This window comes from Gluconobacter sp. Dm-44 (assembly GCF_018256175.1).
Lineage (GTDB): Bacteria > Pseudomonadota > Alphaproteobacteria > Acetobacterales > Acetobacteraceae > Gluconobacter > Gluconobacter cadivus.
The window spans coordinates 252,776-271,438 of the sequence record NZ_JAERLZ010000001.1; the positions used below are offsets into that span (position 1 = coordinate 252,776).

The window sequence follows — 18,663 nt, forward strand, 5'->3', positions numbered from 1 at the left end:
CTTGCAACGCCAGACCGGCCCAAGACCGACTTAGGATCTTCCATGCCCCTGCCTCTCCTGCGCAAATTCGCCCCCCTTCTCGCCAGCACCGCCCTTTGTTTCAGCGCGGCACAGGCCGCAGCCCCATCCGGCGCTCAAAAACCCGGAACCATCACAACCTCGGCGCCGCTGGCCGCAGCGCTCAGCCTTCCAGACGCCGGGCGCGCCCTGCGCATCACTTATCTTTCGACGAACGGCATTACCGGCAAGGGCCTCGTTCCCGTCACGGCCGAAATCATCCTTCCCCCCGGCCCTGCGCCAAAAGGCGGCTGGCCGATCGTCGCCTGGGCACACGGCACTGTCGGCGTGGACGATAGCTGCGCGCCCTCCCTCAATCCCTATAACGATCGCAACAGCACCTATCTTTCAACATGGATGAAACGCGGTTTCGCTATCGTCGCAACGGACTATCAGGGCCTCGGCGGACCCGGCACGCATGCCTATCTGGACACCCGGGTCGAAGCCTATAGCGTCCTCGACAGCATCCGCGCCGCACTGGCCAACGTGCCGGACCTGAAAAACAAAATCATGATCGTCGGCCAGTCTCAGGGCGGTGGCGCCGCCGTCGCTACGGCGGCCTATGCGCCGACCTACGCCCCCGAACTGGACATCCGCGGCACCGTGGCCACCGGAGCCCCCTACGTCACGCCCGAACTTCTTGGGGATCTGCTCAAGAATGCCGCCCATCCCGACGCAGGCTACAGCCCGCTCGTCGATTATGTCCTCTACCTTGCCACCGGACTGGCAGGACACGACCCGCATTTCCGTCCCGAAGAGGCCTTCACACCCAAGGCGCTGCCCTTCTATCGCAAGGCGGCGCATGAATGCCTGACATCCCTGTCCCAGCAGACGCAGGCCGCTGGCCTGACATTGCACAACACGCTCCAGCCGACCTTTCTCAAGGCCATCAGCCCGGCTCTGAAGGGCATGGAGTTCCCAACCCTCAAGCTGGCCCAGCCCCTCTTCACCGGGACGGGCACGGAAGACCGTGACGTCCCTCCTGCACTCCAGCTCGGACTGGTCAAAGCGGCCTGCGCCGCCGGATCGCTGGTTCAGGCACATCTCTACAAGGGTCTGAACCACAGTGAGACGGTCAACGGCTCTCTGGCCGATTCCGCGATCTTCACCAACGAAGTCATGACCGGCCAGCCCGTCCCGCCGCAGTGCAACCCCGTGCCGCAGCAATAAGCCCTTACAGACACAGCCCATAAGAAAACGGCCCCGGATGATCCGGGGCCGTTTTTTATTTCCGCAGGTTCCGCAGACTTTAGTTCGAAGCCGGAGCCTGTAGCGGCTGATCAGCGGGCACATCCTTCAGAGGAATGCCTTCATATTTGCCTGTCAGCGTCTTGAGGAACGCCACGATATCCGTGACATCCTGATCGGCAATGTCCCGATCCGGTGTCTCGTAACGCGCCATTTCCCGTACGACCTGCTCCAGCGTGGTGGCCGAGCCATCATGCAGCCACGGTCCGGTCAGTTCGACATTGCGCAGGTTCGGAACCTTGAACCGCGCCCGATCGCCTTCCGCATGGGTCACAGACAGACGCCCTTCGTCGGCAGCCGTCAGCTTCGTGTGACGGTTTTCGAAATACGGGCCTTCCAGTCCAAGGATCTCATAAGCGTCACCCCCCACGGCAATACCGCTATGGCAACCAGAGCAGCCGATTTCCTTGAAGCGCTCATAGCCGCGCTTTTCCTGCGCCGTAATCGCCTTCGCATCGCCCTTGAGATACAGATCGAAACGGCTGTCCGGCGTGATCAGCGTCTTTTCATATTCCGCAATCGCGCCAGTGATCGTGTCCTTGTCGATCTGATCGGAACCGAAAGCCGCCTCAAACTGCCCGGCATAGCCCGGTGTGCTCCGGACATGCTCGGCCACCGTCGCCCAGTCATGCGAACCCATTTCGAGCGGGTTCATGACCGGCCCTGCCGCCTGCTCCGCCAGATCCTTCGCACGACCATTCCAGAACTGGGACATGCTGAACACGGAATTATAGACGCTGGGCACATTGATCGGCCCTTTCTGGCCCCCAATACCCGTCGCAGTCGTCAGGTTGTCCACGCCGCCCTTGTTCAGACCATGACAGCTTGCACAGTTGAGCGTCCCGTCACCCGACAGGCCCTTGTCGAAGAACAGCGCCCGGCCAAGCTCGGCCTTCTTCCAGTCTACGCCCACGCTCTCGGGAATTGGCTGGATCGGCTCGCCACGGAACTGCGCTGCCACGCCCGGCGTCGCATAATAACGCTCGCGCTGTTCACGCACCCAATTCAGGATGTCCACGCGCTGCTTTTCGTTCAGATGGGCATGCGGATGCATCAGCAAATAGGCCGCCGGCGGCATACGGTTTTGGGTGATGACTTCCTCGATGCGGGAAAGCTGCTCGACCGAAGGCGGCTTGCCCTGCTGCAACGCGGCCAGAACCGGTGCATATTCAAAATGACGCTGTCCCTGCACCAAGTCGCGCTTCATGATCTGGTTAGCCAGCGGCAGGCTGAAATAGAACGGCAGGTTCGCATTCTGCGTGTGGCAGTAATCGCAGCGCACTTCGCGCAGAGCCGCAAAAGCCGCCATGGCCGTCGGGTCCTGTCGCGTCGGGCTGCTGGCAGGAAGCTGCGGTGCTCCAGCATGATCGAAATGCTCGAGATAAGTGACAGTCCCGCCCCAGGCGACAACGCCCAGCGCCACCAGACCGGCAATTCCCTTTGTAATCGTGCTGGAACGCACCACTTTTCTCCTCATACTCACGGTGTCGTGATAATGTCGAAAAGTGACACGCAAAGTCAAAGTGATTGAACCTGTCAGAAAAACAGGTGTCGTCGATTAATCTTCGTCCTCGTGATCGATCGCAGCCCGCACCCTCTTGCGCGCCACGTTCACATAAGACGTATCGGTATCAATCCCGATCCCCACACACCCCATCCGCTCCGCCGCCACCAGCGTCGTCCCGGAGCCCATAAACGGGTCCAGCAACACGCCACCGGGCCGCAGCCCGTGCAGCCGGATGCAGGCTTCGGGAAGCGCCACCGGGAACGTCCCCGGATGGCTGAACTTCTCCTTGCGGCTGCGCACGGTCTCGTAGGGAATAAACCATGTATCGCCCCGGCAACGCCGGTCCGTAATGTGCTGCCGCCGCACGATATTGCTCTTGTCCGTAAACGGCACACCCGCATCCAGCCGCTGCACAGGCACGTTTCCCGTCTTGGTCAGATGGAACACATGCTCATGGTTGCGGTTGACGAAACGCGCAGAATTCAGTGGCTTGAAATGTCCGTAGGTGATCTCACCGACCGAAATCGACTTGATCCAGGTGATGTGGTTCTGGAGCACGAACAGCTTGCGCAGCCGCGTCATCAGCTCGAACGGCAGCCAGGGCTGGGACGACGATCCTGCAATATTCAGGAAAAACGACCCATCATCTTTCATCACACGACACAAACTGGTGCAGACATCCTCCAGCCAGTCCAGATACGCGTCTTCCGGCAGCCGGTCCTGATATGTCCGGTACGACACACCCAGATTATAGGGCGGCGACGTCACCACCACGTCCACGCTCTGCGACGGCATCCGCTTGAGAACCGTCGTGCAGTCTCCCCGGATCAGCGTATGAACACCGAGTTTTTCCCGGCGACTGCGGATCATTGCGCCCCGGAATCCGCAGGTGGGCGCGGCAGAAACAGCACCATCCGGCCATGTGCATGCAGGTTCCCAGCGATGGACTGCGCACTCGCGCCCCATCCGGTGAACAGATCAGCCCGCCCCGCACCTTTGATATCCGTTCCGATATCCTGCGCGAACACCAGATGATCCCAAGCCACAGGCTGCCCCGCACTATAAGGCAGCTTCGTCTCAACCCAGAGCGGCATTGCAAACGGCACCAGAGACCGGTCAACCGCCACGGAACGTCCAGCCGTCAGCGGCATCCCGAACGCGCCTTTCGGCCCCTGCGTCAGATTGCCGTCGTCACGACGGAAAAAGACATAGTTTGGATTACGCTCCAGCACGGCCATCATCTGGTCCGGATGCGTTTCCAGCCAGTTCCGGATGCTGTCCATGCTGACACCATCCGCAGGCAGTTCGCCCTGCTGCACAAGCACGCGCCCCAGCGGCACATAAGCCTGCCCGTTGCGCCCGTCATAGCTAACACGCACCTGTCCGCCATCCGGCAGGATCAACCGCCCTGAGCCCTGAATCTGCAAAAACGACAGATCGATCGGGTTTTTCAGCCAGGCGATCTCAAGCCCCTGTCCTTCCAGCGCACCGCCATCAATCGCGGCCCGGTCGTAATAGGGTGCGAACTGTCCGTTCACCCAGCGCCCGCTGACCATCTGGCCATTGGTCGCCTTTGCCCGGACGAGATCATGCGGACGGCCATAGACCGGCGTCTGATACTCCCCGCCGCGTGTCAGGGAGGCAGGAATTTGTGGCTCGAAATAGCCGGTATAAAATGCCTCAGTGCCGGTCTCGTAAGGCTGGAACCATGTTTCCAGATACGTTCTGGCGTCCGTTGCCGTCGCCAGCGCCGTACAGGCATTGCTCCAATCGGCAGCATGACGGCCATAAGTGATGGCATCACTTCCACCGAGCAGCGTTTCGGGCGGCAATTGTGCCAGTCGATGGCACTCCTCCCGAAGAAGCGGCATCAGCGATGCAAAATCCTCCTGCCCCCATCCGGCAAGCGAATCATATCCAACGGGAGAAAGGGAAAGTGACGACGGCGCCTCTTGCGGCGTACAGCCGCACAGCACGCCGAGAGTCAGCAGAGTCAGCAGTTTTTTCATCGGACAGGCAGAAAACTCGAATAGAAAAAATCTCGAAAAGGATCAGGCCGGGCAGGACGCCGCGAGACGCCATTGTGCATCGGATTGTCCTGCCACACGCTCGAACAGCCACAGATCATGGAACTCGGTGACAGCTTCGGTTCCGACCACGGGGTCGCCCTGACGATCGGTCAGGATATTCACCTGCCGCGACACGATGCGCACCTCGATTCGCCCTGTCCGCTGCCCGTCTTCCGCTGACATCAGCATCGCATCCAGAATGGAAAGGCTCTCAACGCCGCGAAGATCGCTCCGCTGCGTCTCACCAGCCTGCGTCCGCACGTCGATCGCAGCCGAAAAACTTTCCAGCGCAGCGGGCGTCAGCAGTTTTTCAAGCGCGGCACGGTCCCCGACTGCGAAGGCTGGAACGACCTGCCGGAACGTGTCTTCAGCGTCTTTCAGGAAACCGGAAGGCGAGAAACCGGGGAAAGTCGTTCCAATTTCAGCCAGAACGCCACCGACACGGGTTACGGGAGCGGGAATTTCATAGTCCACATCCGGCACTGTGGCGGCGAACGCACCGTTATCGCCCTTGCCCGAGGCCTGTCCCGGGAGCGGAGGCGGCGCGCCTGGACGCGTTGCATCAGGAGCAGCGCCCTTCTGCGGTCCAAAACCGAACCGGCCACCGCCCGGACGTTCCTGCCGCACACCCTGCATCCCGACGCGACGACCGAGCACACGGTACAGCCTCACACCCAGCACCACGGCGAGCACGAACAGGACCACGAGGTCCCAGGGGAAAGAATGGCCAGCATGTGCCATGAGGCCAGCGGGGAGATGAATGTCGTCAGAAGACATGAAGCTCTGTTTCTCACTGTCCGGACTTCGAAGTGTCCGGTTAAAGATCCGTTGCCCTACAGATAGGGTGCAATCCCTCTGATCTCAACCATCTGTCGGCCAGAAGCGTGTCTTGGCGTTCAGCAGACATCATGCTACCGCCGAGGGATCGCAATCGTTTCAATCGATGTCCGCCATGGGGTTCGCCCCTGCGGAACCGGAGACCGCATGTCAGAGAACACCGCCGACAACACCGTGATGGGTCAGGAAAACGTGCCGGCAATGCCGCTCGCCATCAACCTGCAATATACGAAGGATCTTTCCTTCGAAGTTCCGGCTGGCGCGTCCATTTTCGCAACGCTGCGCTCTGCCCCGCAGATTTCCGTCAACATCGACGTCCAGGCCAACCGTCTGGAAGAAGATCAGGCTGTCTATGAAGTGGCTCTGGCCGTCCGCGCCGAAGCTGCTGAACCGCCCGCACAGGAAGGTGGACAGGCCGGTCGTACGGTGTTCATCGCCGAACTGACCTATGCTGCCGTCGTGACGCTGACCAACCCGCCGCAGGAACTGGTCGAGCCGATCCTGCTGGTTGAAGTGCCGCGCCTGATCTTCCCGTATGTCCGCGCCATCGTCAGCGATGTCACGCGTGACGGCGGTTTCCCGCCCGTCGTGCTTCAGCCGATCGACTTCGTGGCCCTGTGGCAGGCCAAGCGCGCCCAGCAGTTCCCGGAACCCGCTGGCGAAGCCTGATCTCAGGCAACTGGCCCGAGCTGCTTTAGCGGATCGGGCCACATCACCGCGCGCCATTCCTTATGGTTCAGGCGCGCGGCTATGGCCTCTGACAGACAGAGCGCCCGCACGGCAGACAGTGCCGTCACATCTTCGGCTCCAAGTGCTTCTCGAAACGCTTCCGCCGTTTTCCCGGAATACAGCAGCACAGAATTGACTCGCCGCTCCCGCAGAGCCGCCGTCGCATCCTCCGGCAAGGTCATACGCTTGCAGGCCACATAAACTTCCGCCCGCTGCACCTCCAGATTTCTCGCCAGATCCAGACCGTAGCCTTCGCCGCTGGCCAGAAGCACGTCTGCGCCCGTAATGCCCCGCATCCGGCAGAATGCGGTCAAAGCCCGGGCATCTCCGTCTGCCGCTTCAACATGGATAAATCCGGCCTGACGCGCCCGCGCCGCCGTTTGCGAGCCCACGGCGACGACAAGCCGCTCCTTCGGCCAGTCCCGCAATGCAGGCAGCGCATTCGCGCTTGTCACCAGAACGGCTCGAAAGTTTTCAGGAGCAACCGGCGCCAGCGCCGTGATGTCCAGCATCGGACACGCTATCGCCTGCCAGCCCAGTGCCCTGACTTCCGCCATGGTAACGGACAGTCCGGGCTCCGGCCGGGTCACCAGAACAACACGATCCGATAGAAGTGTCAGGGACGCCTCATGTCTTCAAAAATGTTGGACGGCGTATCGCGGCGCAGTTCGTCCGCGAGTTCCGTTCCCATACGGGCAGCTTCGAGCGGCGCGCCTTCGATGTGGCGCTGCAACAGGAACGTGCCGTCCTCGCTTGCAATCATGCCCGTCAGCTTCAGCACGCCCTTCTCGATGCGGGCATAGCCTCCGATCGGCGTCCGGCAGGAGCCGTCAAGCTCCGCCAGAAGCGCGCGCTCGGCTGTCGAAACGGCCCGGGCCTCTGGATCTTCGATCGCAGACAGCAGTTCACGCAGTTCCAGATCGCTTTCACGAACCGTCACACCCACGATTCCTTGCCCAGAGGCCGGAAGCATCTGATGCGGCTCGAACACCACATCCACACGGTCCTCCATGCCCAGACGACGCAGTCCGGCCAGCGCCAGAAGTGTCGCATCGCACGCCCCGGCCCGCAGCTTGTCCAGTCGAGTCTGCACGTTGCCCCGCAGCAGCCCGAACCGCAGATCAGGCCGCACATGCAGCATCTGCGCCTGACGCCGCACGGACGCACATCCGATCAGCGCGCCTTCGGGCAGGCAGTCATACGGGCGTTCGGGATCGATCTTTACGGTCCGGTCCCGCAGGATCAGCGCATCGCGCGCGTCCTCACGCTTGAGCGTGCAGGCCAGCACGAGGCCCGGCGGCAGATTGGTTTCCAGATCCTTGAGGCTGTGCACGGCAAAATCAATCCGCCCTGCCACCAGTGCCTCGTGGATTTCCTTAGCGAACAGTCCCTTACCGCCAATTTCTGCCAGACGCTGAACCTGATTGCGGTCGCCTTCTGTGCTGATCTGGTATTCCTGAAACGCGCCCATGTCGCGCAGGACCGGGCAGAAGCGCGTCAGACGCGTCAGAAAATTGCGCGTCTGGACCAGCGCCAGCGGCGATGCCCGCGACCCGACACGAAGAGGGAGCTTGCGGCCAGTCGGCGGCTCAGCGGCATGGGAACGGCGGACGGCTTCCGCTGCAACTCGCTGGAGCGCATCGGAAGGCAGGACGGGAGCATTCATGAACGGCAGCTTTAGCCCATTCACACGGGACTGTCATGATATGACAGACTCGGCCATAATAAGGGGATGTCAGCCCCCGTTACTCATTCTCCCACACCTGCGCGTCCCCTTCTCGCAATCGAGACGTCCTGCGACGATACGGCCTGCGCCATTCTCGCTTATGACGGCACCATTCTGGCCGAAAGCGTGCTGTCCCAGATCGATCATGCCATTCTTGGTGGCGTCGTCCCGGAAATCGCGGCCCGTGCGCATCTGGACGCGCTGCCCGCTCTGGTGGCGGAAGTCCTGAAAAAAGCCTCTCTGACGCTCGCAGAGATTGATATTTTCGCTGGCACGACCGGTCCGGGCCTGATTGGCGGCCTGATTGTTGGCAGTTCCTACGCCAAGGGACTGGCCATGGCGCTGAAGCGTCCTTTCATGGCCGTGAACCATATCGAAGCCCATATTCTCACGCCCCGGCTTCCCAGCCTCGGAGCGGCACTTCACTTTCCTTACCTGACGATGCTCGTCTCAGGTGGTCATTGCCAGTGCGTGTCGGTCGAACAGACGGGCCACTATGTCCGCCTAGGCGGTACGATCGACGATGCCGCCGGTGAAGCCTTCGACAAGGTGGCCAAGATGCTTGGTCTTGGCTGGCCCGGCGGCCCTGCGCTGGAAAAACTTGCCACCGAAGGCCGGGACGATGCCTATGCACTTCCCCGTCCGCTCAAAGGCCGCGAAGGCTGCGATTTCTCTTTTTCGGGCCTGAAAACCGCTGTCAGCCGCCTGATCGACACGCAGGATCCGACCGGAACGCGCAATGCCCTTCCGCGCCAGTTCGCCGCAGACGTCGCCGCCTCCTTCCAGCGCGCCGTCGCGGATGTGATGGCTGATCGTACCGAGCATGCTCTTGCCCTCAGCCCGAATGCCACGGCGCTCGTCGTAGCAGGTGGCGTGGCGGCCAACAAAACCCTGCGTCATGCGCTCGAACAGGTCGCCGCCAATCACGGCATCCCTTTCTTCGCTCCGCCCCTGCGGCTGTGTACGGATAATGCGGTGATGGTTGCGTGGGCTGCGCTTGAGCGTCTTCATGCAGGCGAAACACCCAACGACATCGACACCGCCGCCCGCCCCCGCTGGCCGCTCTCTGAACGCACTCCCGCTCACGCCTGAACAGGAAGCCTCATGACCGCCATCCTCATCCGCGACGAGACCGGAACCGGCATCAGCAGACTCGCCCTGCGCTTTGACTGGAAAGCCCGCAGACATCTGCGCGTGCGGGACCTGATCGCAGAACGCGTCCGTCTCGAATGGGACAACGGCGGCAAAACAGAGAACGAAGAAACCGCCCTCGTTCCGCAGGGCGCACCCTGTATCGAAACCGTGGAAGCCGCCATCGACCATGCCCTGAAGGCTTTTGAACGCCGGGCCTATCTGGTCATCATCAATGACCATCAGATCCCGCATCTGGATGACGGCATCACCCTCAGCCCGGACATGACCATCACCTTTATGCGCCTCATCCCGCTGGTCGGAGGCTGAGATGCAGCAGCGTGATCCAGTGCTTGTCGCCTCCCTGCCCGGTGGTCCGCTCTATCGCCTCCTGTCAAAAGTCGGCGACATGGAACAGGCCTTCATTGAGTGGCGCGCCCTGATGCGTTCCCGCTGCCCTACGGTTTTCGAAGACGCCAGAAAAAAATGGGTCGAACTCTACGAACAGCAGAGATGCGACTACAAAGGCTACGCCTTTAGGGAGCATGCGTACCAATACCTCAGCGATACCATTCCTCTCGCCGCCTATTTCCTGCCCGAGACGATGGGCACCGCGCCACGGCCTGCGTCTCCGAAATGGCTGGAGCGTCTCTCTCGCGAGAGCCTTGATCCCGAAGCTCCCATTCCACTGGCGAAGCGCCATTCCTACTGGACCCGCTTCGAAATATTCGGCTCGGGTCCAGTCCCGTCCGTGAATTCCGAATCCCATCGCATCATAGATCTGAAATGGCTAGCCCAGGCCCGAGCAGATTATGTCCGGGTTCCGGTCGAACGCCCTGGGGCGTTCCGCCTCATCCGCCAGTACATCATTCGCCTGACCCTGTATCCGAGCAATGTGGACGATCCCGTCTTTGATCGCCTCTCCACCCCCGATAATGTTACACCCTCTGTCAGAACCCTGCACGACCGAGCTGCCATTCTCGCCGCCCCTGACGGACAGGACGTTTTGACCCTGGCCCGTACTATTCTTCGCGATTTCGATACGGCGGACGGTCGCTGGATCGACGGTCCGCTCTATCGGGCCACCATTCTTCCCATCCTCATCCTGCATGCAAACAACCGCATCAAGGCCACAGGCTCCGTTCGGGAAGCGGCCTACGAACTAATCGCCAAGCCAGACGCTTTCATACCGGAACAAGAGACCCTCTGGCGAATGGACACTGCGGCACTGGGACTACAAAACCTTGGCAAACGCCCTCCAACGGAACTGCTCAAGCTCAATAAAATCCTGTGCGGCTGCCTCTGGCTCGTCGCTGTCAGTGGCAAGCCTGAAGATGTGCAACTCCTCAGCACACTGGCAAAAAACTTCCAGAAGAACGAGAAAGTCTTCGAGTTCAATCGCATCATCCGCGCCCTGGGCATTACCGCAGACCGCGACGCCATCAACGAACAAATCGCCCTGCGCCAGAAGACCCGTCATTCCATGATGCTCGGTCAGATCAACGCCGCCCTGGCCGACTCCGCACAAAAATCCGGCACTAGCATCACCGAACTCGAAGAACGCTCCGCCTATACCCACGACCTCGACAGCCATCATGAACGGGCCGTTCCGCTTCCCAACGGCCTGACCGCGACCCTCTCCGTAAAAACCAACGGCTCCGGCACGGTCACACTCTTCTCCGCCGATGGCACCGAACTGCGCCCGGTCCCTCCCGCGATCCGAGCCGAGCTCAAAACCATCCGCGCCTATGAAAAACTCAGGGAAGAAGCCCGCGCCCTGACAAAGGAAATGCAGGCCCACCGCCTGCGCCTCGAACGCTCCTGGCTCACTCAGGAAAGCTGGACTGCCGAACGTTTCCGCACGAACTATCTGGCCCATCCCGTCCTGTCCTGGCTCGCCCACCGCCAGATCTGGACCCTCACCGCGCCCGACGGCACACAGCGCACCGTCCTCTTCCCGAACGGCACACCCGTCGCCCCGAACGGCACCCCGACCGCCCCCCTGCGCGACGACGAAACCCTTACACTCTGGCACCCGCTGGACGCTGATATGGCCTTCGTCAACCAGTGGCGCGACACGCTGGAAGCCATCGCCCTCATCCAGCCCATCCGTCAGGCCTGGCGCGAAACCTATGTCCTGACGGACGCCGAGCGCGCCACGTCCCCGGCCTCCCTTCGCTACGCAAAGCAGGTCCTGCGTCAGGCACAGTCTGTCGAACTCGGCCGCCAGCGCGGCTGGCGCGTGCGCACCCTGAGCATGCACCTGCCCTCAAGCGAGGGCGATCCCACCAGCCTGACCATTCCCGCCGCCGGTCTGCATGCCGAAATCTGGACCGCCGGCGTCGACGGTCAGGCCGCTTTCCAGCACGGAACATTCACCCATATCCTCACTGATCGGGTTCAGTTCCGCACCGTCACGGACAAGGGCTCCTGGCGTCACGACGGCGGCAAAAAGCTCGCCATCGGCAAGGACACTGTTCCCCTCGAAAACGTCCCGCCGCTGATTTTTTCGGAAGTCATGCGCGATCTGGACCTCTTCGTGAGCGTGGCCTCCATCGGCCTCGAAGTCACCTATCTCGACGGCGCGGAAGGCCGTTCCATCGGCGAATGGCGCCGCCTGAGTGATCTCGCCATGTGGGGGCAGGACGAAACCACGTCCCTCAACGGCCGCGCCCGCATCCGCTATGAGACGCTTGAACGGATCCTCCCCCGCCTCACCATCGCGGACCGCCTGGAACTCACCGACACGCATGTCCATGTCCGCGGCGTGCTGCACAGCTACCAGATCCATATCGGAACAGGGAACATCTTCCTCGATCCCGACCGGCGCTATATCTGCATCGTACCCGACCCCCGCAAAAAGAAATCCAGCATCGCCCTGCCCTTCGACGACGACCAGACCCTCTCGGTCATCCTGTCGAAACTCTTCCTTCTCGCTGCCGATGACAAAATCAACGATCCCGTCATCCTCAGGCAGTTCCCCGCCTCCACCCCGGAACAGACATCTTGAACTACCGTCACATTTATCACGCCGGAAACTTCGCCGACTGCATGAAGCACGCCCTGCTTCTCGCACTGATCAAGGCGCTCAAGCGTAAACCCGCAGGCTTCGTCGTCCTCGATACCCATGCCGGATGCGGCCGCTACGACCTCACGTCAGAAGAAGCCGAGAAGACCGGGGAATGGCGCGCGGGCATCGGCCGCCTGCTTGACGATCCTGCAGCCCCCGCGATTGCGGATTATCTCAACGCCGTCCGCCCCAACGTGCAGGACCGGCACCGCTACCCCGGCTCCCCGGCTTTCGCCCGCAGCGAACTGCGTCCGCAGGATCAGCTTATTGCCTGCGAACTGCATCCTGAAGACGTCCGCCCCCTCCGCCGCCTCTTCCATGCGGACCCGCAGGCCGCCGTGCATCACCGTGACGGTTACGAGGCCCTGCGTGCGCTTCTCCCGCCCAAAGATTTCAAGCGCGGTCTCGTTCTCATTGATCCGCCGTTTGAAAAACCGGACGATTTCGCCCGCTGCGCCGAGGCCATCGCCCTGATCCGCAATCGTTTCCGCGCCGGCATCGTCGCCGTCTGGTACCCGATCAAGCATCGCACACCTGTCCGCGCGTTCTACACGGCCCTTCAGGACGCAGGCATCCGAGACATGCTCGCCTGCGAGTTCCTGCTCCGGCCGCCCGTCGATCCGTCCCGTTTGAATGGCTGTGGACTGCTGGTCGTCAACGCGCCGTTCGGCTTCGAAGACGATGCCCGCAATATTCTTGAAGCCCTCGCCACCGGCCTGCGTTCCCCTGATGCCGAAGACATCCAGATCATTATCGAACGGCTGGCAGAGGAATAATCATGAGCAGACGTCCGCATATCGCCGTTATCGGCGCCGGAGCCTGGGGAACCGCGCTGGCCTGCGCCATGGCGGCGACCGGCGCGGACGTCACGCTCTGGATGCGAAACCCAGTCCCGCCGGGAACCCGCACCCTGCCGCGTCTGCCGGACATTCCCCTGCCCGACACCGTCACCATTACCGGTGATTTCCCGCGCACCGCCGATGTTGTGTTGCTCGTGACCCCGGTGCAGACCGCCCGCGATGTCTCAACACGGCTTCAGAGTGTACTCGACCTGGCCGTTCCGGTCGTGACCTGCTGCAAGGGGCTGGAACAGGCCACCTCTCTCCTGCCGCTCGATGTGCTAGCCCAGACCATGCCGAACCGCCCAACAGGCGTTCTCTCCGGTCCGAACTTTGCCATCGAAATCGCCAAGGGCCTCCCTGCCGCAGCAACGCTGGCCTGCGCGGACCTTGCGCTTGCACAGACCCTCACGGCGCTCCTCAACACATCCAGCTTTCGTCTTTATGCCAGCGATGACGCCGCTGGTGTTCAGCTTGCAGGAGCCGCCAAGAACGTCATTGCTATCGGCGCAGGCATCACGATCGGCGCTGGACTGGGCGAAAACGCCCGCGCTGCTCTTATCACCCGCGCGGTGGCCGAAATCGGCCGCCTGGCCGAAGCCATTGGAGGCCGCGCCATCACGCTTGCAGGGCTTGCGGGCATGGGGGATCTTATTCTGACCTGCACCGGTCGCGGTTCACGCAACTACAGCGTGGGTCTGGAACTCGGTGAAGGTCGCCCGCTTGCGGATATTCTCGCTTCGCGCACAACGGTGGCGGAAGGCGTTCTGACCGCCCCCGCGATGCTCGCCCTTGCCCGCAAACATAATGTGCGGGTGCCGATTATCGAGACCGTCACCCGCCTCCTTAACGAGGGCGTTTCGATCGAGGAAGCGCGTCATCTTCTGCTGGACCGCCCCCCAACCCGGGAATAACGACGCGCTTCAGTGAAGAACGGCGCAGGCCACCCGGTCGCCTGAACCACCGATCGGTTGGGTCTGGTAATCATCCGGCTTGGCATGCACCACCACAGATGCGCCGTCGGCATCCATCAGCGCAGGCAGGGCTTTGCCACCCTTCAGCGAAACCAGTGTGGAATAAAGCTCTACCGTCGCGGTCCCGTCTGGTGCGACATACAGATTCGGCAGATCACCGGCGTCATTCGCATCCGCTTTCAGCAGACCATGCACCACCGGCGTTGTCGCATGAACATGCGCGCCCGCGCTGGTGAATTTCGGAGCCGCGCAGTTGCCCTTTTCATGAAAATGAATGCCGTGCCAGCCCGGTGTCAGCCCCTGCACCTGAAGGCGCAGCAGAACGCCCTTTGGCGCGTCCGTCACGGTCACGATCCCATGAGACGCGCCATCCGTCCCCTTCAGTTCTCCCGAAACGCTGTCTGCCGCACAGGCCAGAGAAGGGATGGCTATGGCGGAGGCCAAAAGAATGGTCAGAAATCCGGAACGACGCATGGGCACTCACAGTCTTTGCAAAGTCAGATGATAACTATTCTCATCTTAGCTTAGGTCAGGCAAATCTTCCGATCAGAGATTCGTGATCCGCCCAGAATCAGACAAAGAGCCCCGCAATGACCGCGCTCATCGCATTGGACAACGTTCCTGCCACAACGGCTCGCACTGCAAGCGACGCCACATCCGTCCGCCGACGCGGCTCCGCGCTTCCAAACGCGCCAATCAGAATGCCGATCGTCGAAATATTCGCAAATCCGCACAGGGCAAAGGACAGGATCGTGATTGTCCGCTGAGACAGCGCATGGGCATGGATCAGCGGCGACAGGTTCACATAGGCCACGAACTCATTGAACGCGATCTTCTGCCCCAGTAGCCCCCCCGCCACGACACATTCGCTCCACGGCACGCCAAGCAGCCAGGCAAACGGCGCAAAGACCATCCCCAGAATCCACGATAGCGACAGCCCAAACGCTCCCAGAAGCCCATTTGCCAACGCAATCAGCCCCACGAAGGCAATCAGAACAGACCCCACCGCCACAGCGATCTTCGCACCATTCATCGCGCCGTCGGCAATAGCCTCGAACATGCTGTGATGACCATGATCCGCCCCCGCAATCTGCGCGTCAGAGTGGCGCGGCCCCGGAAACAGAATGCGTGAAAACAGCAGCCCGCCCGGAATGGCCATGAAAGACGCCGCCAGCAGGTTCTCCATCGGCACACCCAGCGACGCATATCCCGCCAGCACGGACCCGGCGATGGACGACGTTCCGCTGCACAGAACCGTCGCCAGTTCCCCCTCCGACATTTCCGCCAGACAGGTCTGAAGCGCGATCGGAATCTCGCTCTGTCCCAGAAAGATCGTCAGCACCGCTGCAAACGATTCCAGCCCCGTCGTTCCCAGGATCCGCGAGAGCGCCCCGCCAATCAGCTTCGAGAGGAACTGCAACACGCCCCAGTGCTGTAAAAGCCCGAGAAGTGCAGCGACATAGACGATCTCCGGCAGCACCTTCAACGCAAAGACGAAGCCGCCATTGCCGAACAATCCATCCATTTTCGGGCCAACAAGACCACCAAACAGAAACGCACTGCCCACATCCCCGAAGGACAGAACTTTCGTCACCGCATCGGACACGACATGCAGTCCATGCGCGCCTGCCGGAACCCACAGCACGACCGCCGCAATCAGCACCTGCAAGAGCAACGCCCGGCCCACCAGCGCCCAGTCGATGGCCCGGCGGTTGGTGGACAGGAGCGCCCCCAGAAACAGAAGCCCGGCCATGCCGAAAAGGACGCGCAGGATCACTCAGGCAAACTCCTCATGAAAAACAGGTAGAACTGAACCTGAAACGATCTGAACCTGTCCATCATGTCACGTTCTGTCCACCCCTCCTCTCTCGCCTGCACGCGTCTGAACCGCTAGGATGCCGCCCGACTGATAGGGAAACGCCCCATGACCTGTGCCTATGATTTCAGCCTCCCCGGCCTGTCCGGCGATACGATCGACCTTTCGGCCTATCGCGGACGACCACTGCTGATTGTCAACACGGCTTCAAAATGCGGCTTTACTCCGCAATATGAAGATCTCCAGCATGTCTGGTCCCGTTATGGCCGTGACACCTCGGATGGTCTGATGGTCATTGGTATTCCGTCAAACGATTTCGGCGAGCAGGAACCCGGCTCTGCGGCAGATATCAAGACTTTCTGTTACCGCAACTACGGCGTTTCTTTTCCCATGACAGCCAAACAGCATGTCCGCGGCCCTGAAATTACGCCGATTTTTCAGTGGCTTGATAAGCAGGGCGGCTTCCTCGCCCGCCCACGCTGGAATTTCTACAAATACCTGATCGACCGCGACGGCAATCTTGCGAACTGGTTCACCCCGCTGGCCAAACCGGCCTCCAACCGGGTCGAGGAAGCCATCCGCAGGGTTATCCTGAGCAACTGACGGGCCGCTCTCACACAGGAGAGATGTGGGCTATCGTCTTTTTTCCTTGAATATCCGTATCGAAATCCGTCACAGTTCAAGTCAGAAATGTGACAGGAGATTCGTTATGAAGGACTCAGCACTCCGTCCGATCCTGCCCCTTCTGGTGGTTGCGGCGCTTGGTGCCCTAACCCCGGCCGTGGCCCATCACGTCACGACTTTCCTCGGTCTGTCCGGCATTTTCTGGGCCAGCGCCATGCTGATGCTGGAAGTCACGCTGCTCTGCATCGGTCTTGCCGCCGTCCGCCCCAGCCTGGGCCAGTCGCAGCGCAGCAGCAAGACCCCGTACAACCGCGAAACGATCCTGCGTTGAGGCCAATCCGCAACGGCGTGTTTTTCCTGTCACGGAGTATATGTTGCAGCGCTGAATGATAGGCTAGGATCAGGAAATGCTTCGCAATTTCCTGACAGTCGGCAGCTGGACCATGCTTTCGCGTGTCCTCGGCCTCGTTCGTGACCAGCTTCTCGCCGCGTTCCTTGGTGCCGGCCCCGTTCAGGACGCCTACCTGATCGCGCTGCGGCTGCCCAACATGTTCCGGCGTCTTTTCGGCGAAGGCGCGTTCAACGCGGCGTTCGTGCCGATGTTCACCGAGCGTTACGAAACAAAAGGCCCCCAGCCCGCTCTGCGCTTCGCCGGTCAGGCGCTTTCCGGCCTGATGCTGTGGCTTGCCCTGCTGACGATCCTTGCCGAAATCTTTATGCCTCTGGTCGTGAGCTTCATCGGTTCGGGCCTCACCGGCACCCGTTTCGAAATAGCGGTACATCTGTCGCGAATCACGTTTCCCTACATGCTGCTGATCTGCGGCGCGGCTCTCGTCTCGGGTATCCTCAACGGGCTTGGGAAATTCACTGCCGCAGCCGCCGCATACGTCACCTTCAACATCATCGGCATCGCGGCGATTCTCCTCGGCGCTCTGGTCTGGCATAATACGGCCGTCGTGAGTGCCTGGGGCGTGACGCTCTCAGGCATCGTGCAGTTTGGCGCTCTCTACTGGGCCGCCCATCGCGCAGGGATGGGACCACATCTGACATGGCCCAGCCTGTCGGCGGACATGCGAGCACTCCTACGGCGTATGGGGCCGGGCCTTGTCGGCTCCGGCGTCACCCAGATCAATCTGACCGTGGATATGATCATCGCAACCCACCTGCCTGTGGGAACGCCTTCGATCCTGTATTTCGCGGACCGTATCAACCAGCTTCCCCTCGGCGTTCTGGGCTCGGCGGCGGGAACAGCTCTTCTGCCGCTTCTGACCCGCCATATCGCCAACAACGACCGCGCCGCCGTTCATTCCAGCGTCAACCGCGCAATCGACTACACGCTGCTCCTGACGCTGCCGGCCATGATTGGCATGATCGTCCTCGCCTTCCCCATCATGGCCGCTCTTTTCAGTTACGGCCATTTCACCGTCGCGGACGCTCTCCTTTCCGGCCAGTGCCTTCAGGCTTATGCGCTCGGCCTGCCGGCCTTCGTCCTCATCAAGGTTCTCTCCCCGGCCTTTTTCGCGGAAGGCGACACCGTCACACCCGTCCGTATCGGTTTCTTCACACTGGGGCTGAACCTTGTCCTCAACCTGCTGCTGTATCGCCCGCTGGGTCATATTGGGCCGCCGCTGGCCAGCACGATTGCCGCTTTCGCCAACTGCACCCTCCTCGCCATCATCCTGCATCGGCGCGGCCTGTTCATCGCGGACCCGCTCCTCAAAGGTCGCGCCCTGCGAATTACGGGAGCCGCAATCATGATGGCGCTCTGGGTCGCGGCTTCAGAAAAACTCGCAGCGCCCGACCTGCCTTCCTGGCATGGCGTGTGGCGCTTCAGCATGCTTATGGCTCTGATCGTCTTCGGCATGCTGGTCTATGTCATGACGCTCGATGCCTTGAAGGTGGTGCGCCTGCGTGACGTCGCCGTGGCTTTCCAGTCACGCCTGAACCGCAGACGCACCCGCTGACCCCGCCCTGCCGGTTCACACACCGGCAGGAAGACGGTATTGCCAAGGCACTGTTTTCCCCTTCCCCGACCT

At 61.4% G+C, this 18,663-nt stretch carries 18 protein-coding genes; 10 read left to right on the top strand and 8 right to left on the bottom strand.

The genetic code is table 11. The features are described 5' to 3' along the window. Nucleotides 1–42: 42 nt before the first annotated feature. A complete protein-coding gene (locus tag JK213_RS01160) occupies nucleotides 43–1,227 on the top strand; it encodes a lipase family protein (RefSeq protein ID WP_194261512.1) in 1,185 nt (394 codons plus the stop codon). 79 nt (nucleotides 1,228–1,306) lie between these two features. Here JK213_RS01160 and JK213_RS01165 read toward each other — a convergent pair whose 3' ends face one another. The 4 genes from JK213_RS01165 to JK213_RS01180 all read right to left on the bottom strand — a co-directional run bounded on the left by JK213_RS01165 (nucleotide 1,307) and on the right by JK213_RS01180 (nucleotide 5,658). Further along, entirely contained in the window at nucleotides 1,307–2,782 is a 1,476-nt protein-coding gene (locus tag JK213_RS01165) for a cytochrome-c peroxidase (RefSeq protein ID WP_228125345.1), read from the bottom strand. An 81-nt stretch (nucleotides 2,783–2,863) separates the two neighbouring features. Next, nucleotides 2,864–3,682 (bottom strand): site-specific DNA-methyltransferase, encoded by an 819-nt coding sequence (locus JK213_RS01170; protein WP_077802466.1) that lies wholly within the window; start codon nucleotides 3,680–3,682, stop codon nucleotides 2,864–2,866. Further along, complete coding sequence (locus tag JK213_RS01175; protein WP_194261514.1) at nucleotides 3,679–4,821, bottom strand: murein transglycosylase A; 1,143 nt, start codon at nucleotides 4,819–4,821, stop codon at nucleotides 3,679–3,681. The genes JK213_RS01170 and JK213_RS01175 overlap by 4 nt, the downstream gene beginning before the upstream one ends. A gap of 42 nt (nucleotides 4,822–4,863) precedes the next feature. Next, entirely contained in the window at nucleotides 4,864–5,658 is a 795-nt protein-coding gene (locus JK213_RS01180; RefSeq protein ID WP_194261515.1) for a Tim44/TimA family putative adaptor protein, read from the bottom strand. 207 nt (nucleotides 5,659–5,865) lie between these two features. Here JK213_RS01180 and secB point away from each other — a divergent pair, with 207 nt between their 5' ends. Next, on the top strand, nucleotides 5,866–6,387 hold the full coding sequence (gene secB, locus JK213_RS01185) for a protein-export chaperone SecB (protein WP_062033330.1): 522 nt from the start codon (nucleotides 5,866–5,868) through the stop codon (nucleotides 6,385–6,387). A 2-nt stretch (nucleotides 6,388–6,389) separates the two neighbouring features. Here the strand turns inward: secB and JK213_RS01190 are convergent, their stop codons facing one another. Beyond that, entirely contained in the window at nucleotides 6,390–7,037 is a 648-nt protein-coding gene (locus JK213_RS01190; protein ID WP_322783024.1) for a uroporphyrinogen-III synthase, read from the bottom strand. A gap of 26 nt (nucleotides 7,038–7,063) precedes the next feature. Beyond that, nucleotides 7,064–8,113, bottom strand: coding sequence for a hydroxymethylbilane synthase (gene hemC / locus JK213_RS01195; protein ID WP_194261663.1), 1,050 nt, complete (start codon nucleotides 8,111–8,113; stop codon nucleotides 7,064–7,066). A 66-nt stretch (nucleotides 8,114–8,179) separates the two neighbouring features. Between hemC and tsaD the strand changes: the two genes are divergently transcribed. Genes tsaD through JK213_RS01220 form a run of 5 tightly spaced genes read left to right on the top strand, consistent with a single transcriptional unit; the run spans nucleotide 8,180 to nucleotide 14,127 of the window. Continuing rightward, a complete protein-coding gene (gene tsaD, locus JK213_RS01200; RefSeq protein WP_194261516.1) occupies nucleotides 8,180–9,265 on the top strand; it encodes a tRNA (adenosine(37)-N6)-threonylcarbamoyltransferase complex transferase subunit TsaD in 1,086 nt (361 codons plus the stop codon). Between the two features lie 12 nt (nucleotides 9,266–9,277). Beyond that, nucleotides 9,278–9,634 carry a hypothetical protein gene (locus JK213_RS01205; protein WP_194261517.1) on the top strand — a complete coding sequence of 119 codons (357 nt, stop codon included), beginning with the start codon at nucleotides 9,278–9,280 and terminating at the stop codon, nucleotides 9,632–9,634. A 1-nt stretch (nucleotide 9,635) separates the two neighbouring features. Beyond that, entirely contained in the window at nucleotides 9,636–12,314 is a 2,679-nt protein-coding gene (locus tag JK213_RS01210) for a DUF4132 domain-containing protein (RefSeq protein WP_194261518.1), read from the top strand. Continuing rightward, nucleotides 12,311–13,150, top strand: coding sequence for a 23S rRNA (adenine(2030)-N(6))-methyltransferase RlmJ (locus JK213_RS01215; protein ID WP_194261519.1), 840 nt, complete (start codon nucleotides 12,311–12,313; stop codon nucleotides 13,148–13,150). The genes JK213_RS01210 and JK213_RS01215 overlap by 4 nt, the downstream gene beginning before the upstream one ends. A gap of 2 nt (nucleotides 13,151–13,152) precedes the next feature. Further along, nucleotides 13,153–14,127 (top strand): NAD(P)H-dependent glycerol-3-phosphate dehydrogenase, encoded by a 975-nt coding sequence (locus JK213_RS01220; protein WP_194261520.1) that lies wholly within the window; start codon nucleotides 13,153–13,155, stop codon nucleotides 14,125–14,127. Nucleotides 14,128–14,136: 9 nt separating this feature from the next. Here the strand turns inward: JK213_RS01220 and sodC are convergent, their stop codons facing one another. Both sodC and JK213_RS01230 read right to left on the bottom strand, forming a co-directional pair. Continuing rightward, nucleotides 14,137–14,661, bottom strand: a complete 525-nt coding sequence (sodC, locus tag JK213_RS01225) for a superoxide dismutase[Cu-Zn] (RefSeq protein ID WP_194261521.1) — start codon at nucleotides 14,659–14,661, stop codon at nucleotides 14,137–14,139. A 97-nt stretch (nucleotides 14,662–14,758) separates the two neighbouring features. Beyond that, nucleotides 14,759–15,964, bottom strand: a complete 1,206-nt coding sequence (locus JK213_RS01230; protein WP_194261522.1) for a nucleoside transporter C-terminal domain-containing protein — start codon at nucleotides 15,962–15,964, stop codon at nucleotides 14,759–14,761. Nucleotides 15,965–16,111: 147 nt separating this feature from the next. On the opposite strand from JK213_RS01230, the gene JK213_RS01235 reads away from it, so the two are divergent. The 3 genes from JK213_RS01235 (at nucleotide 16,112) to murJ (ending at nucleotide 18,591) form a co-directional block, all read left to right on the top strand. Continuing rightward, complete coding sequence (locus JK213_RS01235) at nucleotides 16,112–16,606, top strand: glutathione peroxidase (protein ID WP_194261523.1); 495 nt, start codon at nucleotides 16,112–16,114, stop codon at nucleotides 16,604–16,606. A gap of 106 nt (nucleotides 16,607–16,712) precedes the next feature. Continuing rightward, nucleotides 16,713–16,958, top strand: a complete 246-nt coding sequence (locus JK213_RS01240; RefSeq protein WP_194261524.1) for a hypothetical protein — start codon at nucleotides 16,713–16,715, stop codon at nucleotides 16,956–16,958. A gap of 76 nt (nucleotides 16,959–17,034) precedes the next feature. Then, nucleotides 17,035–18,591: a murein biosynthesis integral membrane protein MurJ gene (murJ, locus tag JK213_RS01245; protein ID WP_194261525.1), complete on the top strand. Its 1,557-nt coding sequence runs from the start codon at nucleotides 17,035–17,037 to the stop codon at nucleotides 18,589–18,591. The last annotated feature ends 72 nt before the right edge of the window (nucleotides 18,592–18,663 follow it).